The organism is Luteibacter aegosomatissinici (assembly GCF_023078495.1).
GTDB classification, from domain to species: domain Bacteria; phylum Pseudomonadota; class Gammaproteobacteria; order Xanthomonadales; family Rhodanobacteraceae; genus Luteibacter; species Luteibacter aegosomatissinici.
On sequence record NZ_CP095742.1, the window covers coordinates 3,978,260 to 3,990,350 of the forward strand.

Annotated in this window: 13 protein-coding genes; 5 read left to right on the forward strand and 8 right to left on the reverse strand. The window is 64.8% G+C overall.

From position 1 onward, the window contains the following. Window positions 1-14: 14 nt before the first annotated feature. Together L2Y97_RS17935 and L2Y97_RS17940 are read right to left on the reverse strand one after the other, a co-directional pair. Window positions 15-1,007, reverse strand: a complete 993-nt coding sequence (locus L2Y97_RS17935) for a LacI family DNA-binding transcriptional regulator (protein WP_247429340.1) — start codon at window positions 1,005-1,007, stop codon at window positions 15-17. Window positions 1,008-1,041: 34 nt separating this feature from the next. Then, window positions 1,042-1,440, reverse strand: a complete 399-nt coding sequence (locus L2Y97_RS17940; protein ID WP_247429343.1) for a hypothetical protein — start codon at window positions 1,438-1,440, stop codon at window positions 1,042-1,044. 253 nt (window positions 1,441-1,693) lie between these two features. On the opposite strand from L2Y97_RS17940, the gene L2Y97_RS17945 reads away from it, so the two are divergent. Continuing rightward, complete coding sequence (locus L2Y97_RS17945; protein ID WP_247429346.1) at window positions 1,694-2,110, forward strand: DUF4879 domain-containing protein; 417 nt, start codon at window positions 1,694-1,696, stop codon at window positions 2,108-2,110. Window positions 2,111-2,249: 139 nt separating this feature from the next. Here the strand turns inward: L2Y97_RS17945 and L2Y97_RS17950 are convergent, their stop codons facing one another. The 4 genes from L2Y97_RS17950 to L2Y97_RS17965 all read right to left on the reverse strand — a co-directional run bounded on the left by L2Y97_RS17950 (window position 2,250) and on the right by L2Y97_RS17965 (window position 6,974). Then, window positions 2,250-4,928, reverse strand: a complete 2,679-nt coding sequence (locus tag L2Y97_RS17950) for a M1 family metallopeptidase (RefSeq protein WP_247429349.1) — start codon at window positions 4,926-4,928, stop codon at window positions 2,250-2,252. A 97-nt stretch (window positions 4,929-5,025) separates the two neighbouring features. Further along, window positions 5,026-5,385 (reverse strand): DUF1428 domain-containing protein, encoded by a 360-nt coding sequence (locus L2Y97_RS17955; protein ID WP_247429352.1) that lies wholly within the window; start codon window positions 5,383-5,385, stop codon window positions 5,026-5,028. A gap of 210 nt (window positions 5,386-5,595) precedes the next feature. Further along, window positions 5,596-6,138, reverse strand: coding sequence for a carboxymuconolactone decarboxylase family protein (locus L2Y97_RS17960; protein WP_247429355.1), 543 nt, complete (start codon window positions 6,136-6,138; stop codon window positions 5,596-5,598). A gap of 287 nt (window positions 6,139-6,425) precedes the next feature. Continuing rightward, window positions 6,426-6,974 carry a peroxiredoxin gene (locus tag L2Y97_RS17965; protein WP_247429358.1) on the reverse strand — a complete coding sequence of 183 codons (549 nt, stop codon included), beginning with the start codon at window positions 6,972-6,974 and terminating at the stop codon, window positions 6,426-6,428. A gap of 157 nt (window positions 6,975-7,131) precedes the next feature. Here L2Y97_RS17965 and oxyR point away from each other — a divergent pair, with 157 nt between their 5' ends. Both oxyR and L2Y97_RS17975 read left to right on the forward strand, forming a co-directional pair. After that, window positions 7,132-8,091, forward strand: coding sequence for a DNA-binding transcriptional regulator OxyR (oxyR, locus tag L2Y97_RS17970; protein WP_247429360.1), 960 nt, complete (start codon window positions 7,132-7,134; stop codon window positions 8,089-8,091). Between the two features lie 12 nt (window positions 8,092-8,103). Continuing rightward, entirely contained in the window at window positions 8,104-8,718 is a 615-nt protein-coding gene (locus L2Y97_RS17975) for a hypothetical protein (RefSeq protein ID WP_247429362.1), read from the forward strand. Here the strand turns inward: L2Y97_RS17975 and L2Y97_RS17980 are convergent. Both L2Y97_RS17980 and L2Y97_RS17985 read right to left on the reverse strand, forming a co-directional pair. Next, on the reverse strand, window positions 8,708-9,226 hold the full coding sequence (locus tag L2Y97_RS17980) for an adenine phosphoribosyltransferase (RefSeq protein WP_247429365.1): 519 nt from the start codon (window positions 9,224-9,226) through the stop codon (window positions 8,708-8,710). The two genes, L2Y97_RS17975 and L2Y97_RS17980, sit on opposite strands and share 11 nt — an antisense overlap. Window positions 9,227-9,252: 26 nt before the next feature. After that, entirely contained in the window at window positions 9,253-9,522 is a 270-nt protein-coding gene (locus tag L2Y97_RS17985; protein WP_247429368.1) for a putative signal transducing protein, read from the reverse strand. Window positions 9,523-9,624: 102 nt separating this feature from the next. On the opposite strand from L2Y97_RS17985, the gene L2Y97_RS17990 reads away from it, so the two are divergent. Further along, window positions 9,625-11,352 carry a glutamine--tRNA ligase/YqeY domain fusion protein gene (locus tag L2Y97_RS17990; protein ID WP_247429371.1) on the forward strand — a complete coding sequence of 576 codons (1,728 nt, stop codon included), beginning with the start codon at window positions 9,625-9,627 and terminating at the stop codon, window positions 11,350-11,352. Next, window positions 11,352-11,909, forward strand: coding sequence for a nucleoside deaminase (locus L2Y97_RS17995; protein ID WP_247429372.1), 558 nt, complete (start codon window positions 11,352-11,354; stop codon window positions 11,907-11,909). Before L2Y97_RS17990 ends, L2Y97_RS17995 begins: the two co-directional genes overlap by 1 nt. The last annotated feature ends 182 nt before the right edge of the window (window positions 11,910-12,091 follow it).

The window sequence follows — 12,091 nt, forward strand, 5'->3', positions numbered from 1 at the left end:
TGTAGGAGCGCGTTTTAGCGCAGGCTGGTGCGTTCGATCAGTTCGCAGGGGAACAGTTTGCTGCGCGGCACGGCGTTAGCGTCTTCCATCCATACGGCGATGCGGTCGATCGCATGCAGGATCATCGCGCGGATCGGCTGACGAACGGTGGTGAGCGAGTAGGACGACCACGCGGCAAGCGGCATGTCATCGAAGCCGACAATGCTGACCTGCCCCGGCACATCCACACCGCGCTCGCGGCACGCGTCGATCGCGCCCATCGCCAGCACATCATCGCCACAGAACACGCCATCGATGCTCGCATCGTCATCAAGCAGGGCCAGCATCGCATCGCGGCCGTGATCGTGCGTGTAGTTGCCCGCGAACACCGTGCGGCGCAGCAATTTTCCGGCTGCCTCCGCAAAGCCAGTGGCACGATCGATCGACGAGGCATCGTGCGGTGAGCCGCCAAGGAACACCAGCTTCTTCAGGCCCCGCTCCCGCATAGCCTCTCCGACCAGGCGTCCGCCCGCGACGTTATCGACCGTCGCCACGGGCACAGGTGAGCCCCGCCCTGCCCGGCCAAATACGTGGATCACCGGCATGCCTGCCGCCCGGCACGAAGCAGCAAAGCCCGCCGGAGGCGCCGAGGTGGCGATAAGCACGGCATCGACGCTGTACTGCCGCATCATGTCCAGCGCCTGGCTCCCATCCTCATCCTCACCCAGGTTCGCCAACAACGGCCGTAGCCCGCGGGCCTGGAGTTCCCGGGTGAACAGGTCGAACACCTCCATGAAGGTGGGGTTCGCGAAATGGTTGGAGACCAGCCCGATAAGCGCGGTACGGCCGGTCATCAGGCTACGGGCCAGCTGGTTGGGCCGGTAGCCCAGCGATTCGGCCGCCGCCAACACCTTCTCCTTCGTCTTCGCCGACACGCTGGCCCCGGGCGTAAACGTGCGCGACACCGCCGAGATCGAAACCCCGGCGAGTTCGGCAACATCACGGGCGGTAGTGGTGCGGCTGTGCATGGGCTAAGCGTAACCCATGGCAGCGCCACGGTTGCTAGGCGAAAACGTCCACGCCCAGGGACTGGGCTTCCATGGCGTCCAGCCGATTGATCAGGCCGGCGTACCACACGGCGAGAGGGTCACCGCGATCCTTGTAGAACGCCATGGTGCCGTCGAGGCGGTCACGAAGATTGAATGGGATGTCGAGCGCGCCTTCCCAGTCGCCTGATGGCACCTGAAAGAGGAGCGAACTCCCGTCAAGTGGGTCGAGTGCTCCCGATGCTTCCTGCTCATCGACGTACGCGAGCAGTTGGCGAGGGGTGACATGAGAGAAGTCGATCCCCCTTCGCAAGGTCGGCTTCGCCTCCGCGTCAGGCATCGCGCGCGCACCTTCAGTGCGCGAAGGCGGCTTGAGCTGCGAAGCGGGAACTGCCGAATAGATGGAAATCTGCATCGCGTCGTGTCCTGCGGGAGAGGTGCGCAAATCGAAACACGCTTAGTCGCACCCTGCCTACATCGGGACAGCAGTCGCAGCGAACGCTGACAACGATTTGCGCCGAAGGCCTACACAATTCCAGCCCTTCGCGGACGCCTACGCACGATCCCGTCGAACACCCACGCATCACGCCGAGCGCCAGTGAGTCCGCAACCCGTCAACGCAGAACGATCATGGTTACCGGCCATGTAGCCGACCATCGAGACACATCATGAAAGCAACCTATCTGACTCTTCTCGCGGCAGCGGTCGCGTTTCCCGTGCACGCGAACTCCCTTTCACGCGCCTACGTCCATAGTGTCAAGTCGGCGACCGGTGGCAATGAAGTGGTTAACGGCCAGAGCGTAACCAACCGTGACCATGGCGGTGCATGGATGCATGTCCTTACCGACGAAATCGGCTACGGACAGCACGCGCAAGCAAGCCTGCTCAGCAACGCGCTTCGCGAGATAGCCAAGGAACCTATTTGCCGCGCAGGCAGTGGTGTTGGCCCCTGCCGTCGTGGCGACACAATCGCCGGATACCGCCGCACCTGGGATGCCAGCGGTCACCAGGGCGGGAATTTCCTGTACGTCATATATCCAGCTGGGAGCGGTAGCACACAGCGGACTGTGCTCCAGGTACGGTGATGGACGCCTGGCGTCAATGGGCATGATGGCGGGCATGTAGCCTCGGAAGATTTGCCGCGCGCAAGCGCGCTCCCACGACGAGCGCACAAAAAAAGGGCCGAGGTAACCCTCGGCCCTTTTCACTCCGTGTCGCTTTGACTTACTTAATCGTCTTCGGGTCCTGCTTATCCTTCAACGCCGAGCACAGCAGGATTTCTTCGCTGGTCTGGGCGAGGCCGCGTTCCGCGCCGCTCACCTGGCCCAGGCGCGGCTTGAAGAACGCGCTGAGGCGATCCGCTTCGGCCTTCGAGCAGCCACCCTTCGCGGCGAGCGACGGGAGCTTGCCGCCGGCGAAGCTGCCGGTGCGGGCGACGATCTTGTCGTAGTTCGTGGTGAACCACTGCCAGAGTTCATCGCGCGACTTCTGGTTGTCGCGGCCACCCATCAACACCATGGCCATCTCACCCACCTTCACGTCCTTGCCCAGGGCAAAGTCGCGTGCCTTGTTGGCGAGGGCTTCGTTCGGCGCGTCACCCAACGCGGCAAGCATCGCATTGCGCTTGGCCGGGTCGGAGGTCTTCGGGATCTCGGCGATCAGTGCATCGACCGCCGGTGCGCCACGTTCCTCGACAGCCACGCCAAGGGCGGTGGCCAGCAGGTCGGGATCGGCGGCGTCGAGGTCCAGGTGGCCATCCTTCTGCTTCAGCGCGGCATCACCCTGCGCCAGCATTTCGGCGCGCACTTCCTTGTCGGCGATGTCCTTGTCGGCCAGCAGCGCGACCAGGACATTGCGGGTGAGCGTGTCGTTATCCTTCTCGCCGGCCTTCTTGCGGTAGCCCAGCGGCGCCAGCTTCGGCTTGTACGCATCGATGGCCCACTTGCGCAGCACGGCGCGCTGGGCATCGGTGGTGGCTTCGCGGTCCATGATCCAGGTGAAGGTGGGCAGCGGTGCGGTGAAGACTTCACGCGTTTCCGAAGCAGTGATCGGCTTCAACGCGGCCAGTGCATCACCCGCGTTGATGTCGCCATGCTGGAAGCCCGCGCGCACGGCATCGGCGTACGCCAGCTGCTCGGCATCGGTCAGCTTGGTGACCACCTTGGCGAGGTTGGCGAGGTCGGCCTTGCTCTGGGCAAAGCGGTAGTAGCCACGGCCGTTCGCGTTGGGCATGACCCAGGCGTTCTTCGCCGCGCCATCGAGCACGATGCTGCCTTCGGCGGTATCGAAGATCTCGCACTTGACCTTGTCGCCGGTGGTGGCGGCATAACGCACGCACATCGGCACACCCCACACGCGGTTCGCATCACCGGTGCTGCCCAGCGGCAGGTAACGGCTCTGCTTCACGTGCAGCACGGTCTTGCCACCTTCGGTCTTCACCTCGGTGCTGACGTACGGCACGCCCGACTGGTCGAGGAAGGTGTTGAACGCCTTCTTGAACTGCTCGCCCTGGCCGGCGGCCTCGGCGATCGAATCGACCAGGTCATCGGCGGTGGCGTTCGCGAACTTGTGCTTCTGGATGTACGCGCGCATGCCCTTCTGGAAGGTGGGCTCGGACACGTAGCCTTCGAACATGCCCAGCACCGCGGCACCCTTCTGGTAGGTGATGCCATCGAATGCGGTTTCGATATCGCCGTTGCCGGTGATTTCCTGGCGGATCTTGCGGGCGCTGACCAGACTGTCGTTGTTCATGGCGCCCTGCGCGCCACGGACGCGGTCCAGGTCGGCGCGGTATTCCGGGTGCACCTTCTGCGTCACCTTCTGCTGCATCCAGGTGGCGAACGCTTCGTTGAGCCACAGGTCGTTCCACCAGGCCATCGTCACGGTATCGCCGGTCCACTGATGGGCCAGCTCATGCGCGTTGACGTTGAACGAACCGCGCACGTAATTCGCGGCCGAATCGGGATCGATCAGCAGCAGCCAGTCGCGGAACGTGACCAGGCCAGCGTTCTCCATGGCGCCTGCGCTGAAATCCGGCGCGGCGAGCAGATCGAGCTTGTCGAACGGGTAGCCGAAGCCGTAGTAATCCTCGAGCGTGTGGATGATCGAATTGGTTTCGCCCAGCACGTGCTGCATGCGGTGGCCTTCACCCTTGGCGGCAATGCCGCGCAGCGGGGTGGCGGTGGTGCGGTATTCGGTCGGGGAGATGTCCGGGCCCTTCACCACATCCCACGGGCCGACGGCGAACGCGACCAGGTAGGTCGGCAGCGGCTTGGTGGTGGAGAAGGTCAGGGTCTTCCAGCCGGTACCGGCCTTCTCTTCCTTCACCTGGGCGGTATTGGCCACGCCCTGGTCGTCGGCGGGGATGGTCAGGCTGATGTCGTACGGCGTCTTGAAGCGCGGCTCGTCGAAGCCCGGGAACGCATAGCGGGCCGAGACCGGTTCCATCTGCGTCATGGCATACGGGATGCCTTCATGCGAGACCTTGTACAGGCCCTGCAGCTGCTTGTTCAGCGGCGCGGTGAAATCGATGGCGACCGTGATCTCGCCCTCGAGCTTGGCACCCAGGTCAAGGCGGGCAACGCCTTCCTTCTCGGCGGCGACGGTGTACTTGCCGTTGTGCTTCTTGCCGGCGGCATCGGTGACGACCACCTTGGAGACCTTCAGCTCCTTGCCGTGGATCCAGACGAAGTCCGACGGCTGGGTGAGCTTGAGCTTGATGGTGGTGGAGCCGGAATAGTCTTCCTGCTTGGGATCCACCTTGAAGGCGAGCTTGTAGCTTTCAGGCTGGGCCCACTCAGGCAGGTGGCCAAGCGGCGGCGCGGCGTCCGTGCCGGCGGCAAGCGCGGCGCCACAGCAGGCGGCGAGCGCGGTGAGAACAAGGGGACGGACGAAACGACGCATGGCGGGTGGGACTCCCTGTGGATAATCCCGCCCATCGTGCGTAGAGGGGTGACCTTTGACACAGTGCCGGAAGGCACCCCCCGGATGCCGCAGCGCGTCAGGCCTCGACGATGGGCTTGAAGCCGCCCCAGAACATCCGCTTGCCGTCGAAGGGCATGTTCTTCGCATCCATGTACTTCGCAAGTCGCGGATCTTCCATCACTTTCTTCATGATCCGATCGCGGTCGCGGCGGTTCTTGTAGACGATCCACGAGAACACCACCACCTCGCCCGGCTTGAGCTTCACGGCCTGGGGGAAGGAGGTGACCTTGCCGGGTTTGACGTCATCGGCCACGCATTCGGTGTAGGCCAGGGCGCCGTGGTCCATCCAGACCTTCGCGCCTACCTTGGCCATTTTCTTGTAGTCGGCCAGCCGGTCTTCCGGCACCGGCATGACGAAACCATCGACGTAGCTCATGGCAAAGCCCTCCGCTGGGTGGTGGGCGGAGAATGTGCCGGCTCAAGGAAAGACCGCGTTAAGAACACCGCCCGGTAGGAGCCCACCCTGTGGGCGACTCCGTTCGCGCGAGAGCTGCAGGGCCTGAGCCTTTGCGCGAAAGATGTCGCCCACAGGGTGGGCTCCTACCTGGAGCGTGGCCTGTGGGCGAATCGGGGTTTACGAAAAATCTTAGCCGGCAGCGTCAGCCTGCTCGAGCACCACGGCCACGGCGTGGATCACCGAGGCGATGCGCACCGCGCTCTGGATGGCCTGAACCGAAACGCCACCTTCGCGGAGCACGCGGTCGTGCGAATCGATGCACATGCCGCAACCGTTCACGGCCGAGACGGCCAGCGAGACGAGTTCGAAATCGTTCTTGGCATCGCCCTTGTAGGCACCGATGACGTTCATGCGCAGCTTGGCCGGCATGGTTTCGTACTCGGGGTGCGAGACAAGGTGCTGGAAGCGGTAGTAGATGTTGTTCATGCCCATGATCGCGGCCGAACCCTTGGCGGCGGTCAGCTGCTCGGCACTGGCGTGCTCGGCGGCGAACGCGGCGACAGCTTCGGTCAGCGGCTTGAAGCGCGCGGAGTAGGCGGAGCCCAGCGCGATCATCGCGATCTGCGCCTTGTTGAGGCCCGGGGCACCGGCTTCACTCAGCACGGAATCGAGGTTGAGCTTGAGGTCCTTGGCGTATTCGGGCAGCTGGCTGCGCAGGTCGGCGATGCTCATGGGTGTGCTCCAGATCGTAAGTAAGGACTAGGGAAAGGATCGCGGAATGGCTCGGAGCGCGGGCACCGGTTCACGCGAGGGAGCGCCGGCTGGCGCCCCTGTCAAAATTCGGGGGTGCAACGAAAAGGGTTGTAGGAGCCCACCCTGTTGGCGACGCTGTTCGCGATCGAGCAACAGGGCCTGTGGCCGTAACGCGAAAAGCTGTCGCGCACAGGGTGCGCTCCTACAGGGTGCCCGCGCCGCGCGGGGGAGGGAGGGATGCGGCGCGGGACTTCGAACGCTAAGGCTTAGGCGACCTTCAGGGTCTCGTCGCCGGCCTTCCAGTTGCACGCGCACAGCTCGTCGGTCTGCAGGGCGTCGAGGACGCGCAAAACTTCGTCCGGGTTACGGCCGACCGAACCGGCGGTGACGTAGGCGAACTGGATCTCGTTGTTCGGATCGACCAGGAAGGTGGCGCGCTGGGCGACGCCGTCGTTGGTCAGGATGCCGAGAGCCGAGGTCAGCTCCTTCTTGATGTCCGCAAGCATCGGGAACTTGAGGTCCTTCAGGTCGGCGTGGTCCATGCGCCATGCGCGGTGGACGAACTCGCTGTCGGTCGAGGCGGCCAGGATCTGGCAGTCACGGTCGGCGAACTGCTCGTTCAGGTCGCTGAAGCCCTTGATCTCGGTCGGGCACACGAAGGTGAAATCCTTCGGGTAGAAGAACACCAGCTTCCACTTACCCTCGTACGACTTGTCGGAGATCGTGGTGAACGCGTCTTCGATCTTGTTGGCCAGCGGGCCACCGTCGACGGCCAGCAGGTTGAATTCGGGGAACTTATCGCCAATGGTCAGCATGGATCGACTCTCCAGAGTGAGGGTTGGTGTACAAGGGTTGCCCGCCTGGGGAAGCGAGCGATGGAGCAAGGTTAACGAAGGGATACATATATCTCAAATCGATTGTAGGCATGAATGTGATAGTCTATGGCTATCGCAATGCCTCTCGAGACGTCCCATGAACCTTCGAGACCTATCCTATCTGGTGGCTCTGGCCGAGCATCGCCACTTCGGCCGCGCGGCCGAAGCCAGTTTCGTGAGCCAGCCCACGCTTTCCACCCAGATCCGCAAGCTTGAAGACGAGCTGGGCGTCGCGCTGGTCGAACGAACGCCCCGCAAGGTGCTGCTGACCGAGACGGGCCGCGAGATCGCCCGGCGCGCCCGTGGCGTGCTGTCGCAAGTGGACGAGATCAAGGCGATCGCCCAGCGCACGCGCGATCCGGAGTCGGGCACGATCCGCCTGGGCATCTTTCCCACCCTGGGGCCCTACCTGCTGCCCCACGTGATCCCACGCCTGCGCGATCGCTTCCCACGGCTGGAACTGCTCCTGCGCGAGGAGAAGACCGAGCAGGTGCTGCACATGTTGCGCGAAGGCACCCTGGATGCAGGCATCCTCGCCCTGCCCGTGCACGACGATTCGCTGCACACCGAGTTCCTGTTCGAGGAACCGTTCGTACTTGCCGTGCCCACGGGCCACCCGCTATCCGGCCGCTCGTGCCTGCGCATGGATGACCTGGCCGAGCAGAACCTGTTGTTGCTGGAAGACGGGCACTGCCTGCGTGACCAGGCGCTCGAGGTCTGCCACCTCGCGGGCGCGGGCGAAAAATCGGGCTTCCGGGCCACCAGCCTGGAAACGCTGCGCCAGATGGTGTCGGCCAACGTCGGCATCACGCTGTTGCCCAGCCTGGCGGTGAAGCCGCCGGTAGCCCAGTCGTCCAACGTGGAGCTCATCGAATTCGAAGCACCCGCGCCAAGCCGGCGCATCGCCATGTTGTGGCGGAAGAGCTCGGCCATGACGCCGTTCTTCGAAGCGCTTGCCGAGGTGGTCCGGGGGGTTCCCGCCGACCTGTTCAGCACCCAGGGGTGTGCCACCGGTCAACCGGGCAAGCCCTCGAACGTTGCCCTCCCGATCCCCTGACGGTTTTTCCTGATGCGTTCATGGCTCGTCGTCCTGCTGGTCGTCCTGTGCGGCTGGGGCGGCTACAACTGGTGGCGGCACAGGCCGGTGCACAATGCGCCGGGCATCGTCGCGGGCGACGTTCCCGATCAGGAAGATATCCAGCGCGGCGCCGAACTGGCCCGGGGCCATTTCAAGCTGGAGCCGCGCGCCCGGTTTGCCATGAGCGGGCGCGTGCTGTCCCGTGAGGATTACCAGCTGGATGACCTGGCGCCTATCGCGCCCACGGACCTCGCCATGGGCTGGGGCCGGATGTCGGATTCAGCGGTACTGGACAAGATCCGCATTTCCCAGTCGAACCGCTTTTACTTCTGGTACACCGACAACTTCCCGATCCCACGCCACGAGATCGAGGATTCCAGCGCGAACATGCACATGATCCCGGCCAACGACACCGCGGCGCGCGAACTGCGCGAGGTGCGCCAGGGCGAGGTCATCCACTTCGAAGGCTTCCTCGTGGATGTGAAGCGTGACGATGGCTGGCACTGGGATACCTCGCTCACCCGCGAAGATACCGGCGCGGGTGGCTGCGAGATCGTGCTGGTGGAAAGTATTTCCGAAGAGAAGCCAGGCGTGGTCAGTAAGTAACCAGCGCATGCAGGGGGCTGTTGCCGCCCCAGCGGGAACGCCCGTTCAGCCCGCCCAGCTCGATCGCCACGCTGGCACCGAGCACTTCCGCACCCAGCCGCTCGACCAGGCGGCGGCCGGCATCCAGCGTGCCGCCAGTGGCCAGTACGTCATCGACGATGATGACCCGCTCGCCCGGTTCGATGGCGTGGATCCCGATCTCCAGGCGATCCAGCCCGTATTCCAGGCCATAGTCCATGCCAACGACCGGCGGCGGCAGCTTGCCCGCCTTGCGCAGTGGCACAAACCCTGCCGAGAGCGATTGCGCCATGGCGGCGCCGAAGATGAAGCCGCGCGATTCGATGCCACACACGGCGCCGATGCCCTGGCCGCGCCACGGCGCGCAAAGCGCATCGATGCATGCGGCGAAGGCCGTGGCGTCGGCAAGGAGCGGGGTTATGTCCTTGAACATGATGCCCGGGCGCGGAAAGTCCGGCACGTCGCGGACAAGGTCGAAAATGGCCTGCATGGGGTGGTCCTGTGGGAATGCCGGCCTCAGGCCGGCAGGATGCCTGCGTCGAAGTCGCCGTCGGCGGCCGCGGCGCGCGCCTCGGCCAGCCCCGCGTCAACCGCGCGGACGATACCCTCCGCGGCTTCCGCCGCGCTGTCGGGCACCATGACCGAGACGAGGCCCATGACAGGCAACTCGCCGATGGCGCCCGTCAGGTACTCGCCGGAGACGAATGCGGGAATGCCGCCCTGCTCCAACGCATCCCTCACTAGGTGGGCGTCGATAAGGCTCTGGGCGTGGTAAGCGATCCGCATGGGGGCAAGCTACCCCGGCCACCGTGCCCACGGCAAGCATCGCGACCGCAGGGGAGGTAAACTCGGACGTTTGCGCCGCACCCACCCCAGAGTCACTCGACGATGTCCACCGAAACGCCCGTCCTGCAGCAGCACTTCATCCGCCAGATCGTCCGTGACGACCTGGCTTCCGGCAAGCACACGGTCATCCATACCCGCTTCCCGCCGGAGCCGAATGGCTACCTGCACCTGGGCCACGCCAAGTCCATCTGCCTGAACTTCGGCCTGGCCGGCGAGTTCGCGGGCACCTGCAACCTGCGCTTCGACGATACCAACCCGTCGAAGGAAGACGTGGAATACGTCGAGGCGATCCAGCGCGACGTGAAATGGCTGGGCTTCGAGTGGGCTGAATTGCGCCACGCGTCGGACTATTTCGAGGTGTTCTATCGCTCCGCGCTCAAGCTGATCCGCCTCGGCCTGGCCTACGTGGATGATCTTTCGGCCGAGGAAGTGCGCGAGTACCGCGGCACCCTGACCGAGGCAGGCCGCAACTCACCGTACCGCGATCGTTCGATCGAGGAAAACCTGGACCTGTTCCAGCGCATGCGTGCGGGCGAGTTCGCCGATGGCAGCAAGACCCTGCGCGCGAAGCTCGACATGGCCTCGGGCAACATCAACCTGCGCGACCCCGCGCTGTACCGCGTCCGCAAGGTGCACCACCAGAACACCGGCGATGCGTGGTCGATCTACCCGATGTACGACTTCGCGCATTCGCTCTCCGATGCCGTCGAAGGCATCACGCATTCGTTGTGCACGCTGGAATTCGAAGACCACCGCCCGCTGTACGACTGGTGCGTGGACAAGGTGGACCTGGCCAACGACCCGCAGCTGTGGGAAACGCTGGTCGCCGCCGGCCTGCCCACCGTGCCGAGCAAGCCGCGCCAGATCGAATTCTCACGCGGCAACCTGAATTACACGGTGATGAGCAAGCGCAAGCTCATCACGCTCGTTTCCGAGAACCTGGTGGATGGCTGGGATGACCCGCGCATGCCCACGATCGCGGGCGTGCGCCGCCGCGGCTTCACCCCGGCCGGCATCCGCCTGTTCTGGGAGCGCATCGGCGTGAGCAAGCAGAACAGCACGATCGACATGAGCGTGCTGGAAGGCTGCGTGCGTGAGGATCTGGACGCGAAGGCGCCGCGCCGCCTCGCGGTGATCGATCCGGTGAAGCTGGTGATCACCAACCTGCCGGCGGACCACACCGAAACGCTCACCTTTTCGAACCACCCCAAGGATGAGAGCTTCGGTACGCGCAGCGTGCCGTTCGCGCCGGAGCTGTGGATCGAGCGCGAGGATTTCGCGGAAGTACCGCCGAAGGGCTTCCACCGCCTGAAGCCTGAAGGCGAAGTACGCCTGCGCGGCGTCGGTATCGTGCGTTGCGACGAGGTCGTGAAGAACGATGCCGGTGACGTCACGGAGTTGCGTTGCACGCTCGATCTGGAATCGCGCAGCGGCATGCCGGGCGCCGATCGCAAGGTGAAGGGAACCATTCACTGGGTCAGCGCGCGTGACGCCGTGCCTGCCGTCGTGCGCCTGTACGATCGCCTGTTCGACGTGAACGATCCGGACGACGACACCGACGGCAAGACCTACAAGGATCACCTGAATCCGGAGTCGCGTCGCGTCGTACACGGTTATGTCGAGCCTGCGGCCGCCGGTGCGGAGCGCGAGGATCGCGTGCAGTTCGAACGCCTTGGTTTCTTCGTGGCCGACATGCACGACCACACGCACGCTGCGCCGGTATTCAATCGCGTGGTGACCCTGCGTGACTCGTGGGCGAAGCAGGGCTGATGTTGTACGCACAGGTCCACCTCACCCTGCCCGCCTGGGTGCATGAGTTCGTCGATGCATCGAAGCCCTACGCGGGCGACGAGGCCAAGGTGAAGCTCGCGATCGATCTTTCGGCGCACAACGTCGACAGCGTGACGGGTGGCCCGTTTGGCGCGGCCGTGTTCGACGGCAACGATCGCATCGTGGCCGTGGGCGTCAATCGCGTAGTGCCGCACAGCTGTTCGGTGGCACACGCGGAAATGATGGCCTACATGCTCGCCCAGCAGCGCATGCAGCGCTTCCGGCTGAACGAGGACGGCGGCCAGTTCACCCTGGCCACCAGCTCCCAGCCGTGCTGCCAGTGCTATGGGGCCACCGTGTGGGCCGGCGTGGATACCCTGCTGATCGGTGCGCGCGCCAGCGACGTGGAAGAACTCACGCCCTTCGATGAGGGCCCCCTGCCCGCGGATTGGGTGGGCGAACTCGAGCGCCGCGGGATCGCGGTACGCCGCGATATCCTGCGCGACGACGCACGTGCCGTACTGCGCCACTACGGCGAGATCGGCGCCGCTTACTGACGGCAAGGCCCTGCGGCCCCCATGTCCCGGGGAGCCGGTCGCGCCCCTGGGGGAGCGACCGGCCGTAAAGGCATGGCGGCGGCCCGCCAGGGCTGAGCGCGCCCCCGGCAAACTGCGCTAGGCTAACGGCTCGCGCCGGCCAACGCGGCGCCAGGGGACAAGGCATGCGGGATGGATCGGCT

Coding starts and splice junctions, on each gene's coding strand:
- L2Y97_RS17935 (WP_247429340.1), bottom strand. CDS start 1,007: ATGCACAGCCGCACCACTACCGCCCGTGATGTTGCCGAACTCGCCGGG.
- L2Y97_RS17940 (WP_247429343.1), bottom strand. CDS start 1,440: ATGCAGATTTCCATCTATTCGGCAGTTCCCGCTTCGCAGCTCAAGCCG.
- L2Y97_RS17945 (WP_247429346.1), top strand. CDS start 1,694: ATGAAAGCAACCTATCTGACTCTTCTCGCGGCAGCGGTCGCGTTTCCC.
- L2Y97_RS17950 (WP_247429349.1), bottom strand. CDS start 4,928: ATGCGTCGTTTCGTCCGTCCCCTTGTTCTCACCGCGCTCGCCGCCTGC.
- L2Y97_RS17955 (WP_247429352.1), bottom strand. CDS start 5,385: ATGAGCTACGTCGATGGTTTCGTCATGCCGGTGCCGGAAGACCGGCTG.
- L2Y97_RS17960 (WP_247429355.1), bottom strand. CDS start 6,138: ATGAGCATCGCCGACCTGCGCAGCCAGCTGCCCGAATACGCCAAGGAC.
- L2Y97_RS17965 (WP_247429358.1), bottom strand. CDS start 6,974: ATGCTGACCATTGGCGATAAGTTCCCCGAATTCAACCTGCTGGCCGTC.
- oxyR (WP_247429360.1), top strand. CDS start 7,132: ATGAACCTTCGAGACCTATCCTATCTGGTGGCTCTGGCCGAGCATCGC.
- L2Y97_RS17975 (WP_247429362.1), top strand. CDS start 8,104: ATGCGTTCATGGCTCGTCGTCCTGCTGGTCGTCCTGTGCGGCTGGGGC.
- L2Y97_RS17980 (WP_247429365.1), bottom strand. CDS start 9,226: ATGCAGGCCATTTTCGACCTTGTCCGCGACGTGCCGGACTTTCCGCGC.
- L2Y97_RS17985 (WP_247429368.1), bottom strand. CDS start 9,522: ATGCGGATCGCTTACCACGCCCAGAGCCTTATCGACGCCCACCTAGTG.
- L2Y97_RS17990 (WP_247429371.1), top strand. CDS start 9,625: ATGTCCACCGAAACGCCCGTCCTGCAGCAGCACTTCATCCGCCAGATC.
- L2Y97_RS17995 (WP_247429372.1), top strand. CDS start 11,352: ATGTTGTACGCACAGGTCCACCTCACCCTGCCCGCCTGGGTGCATGAG.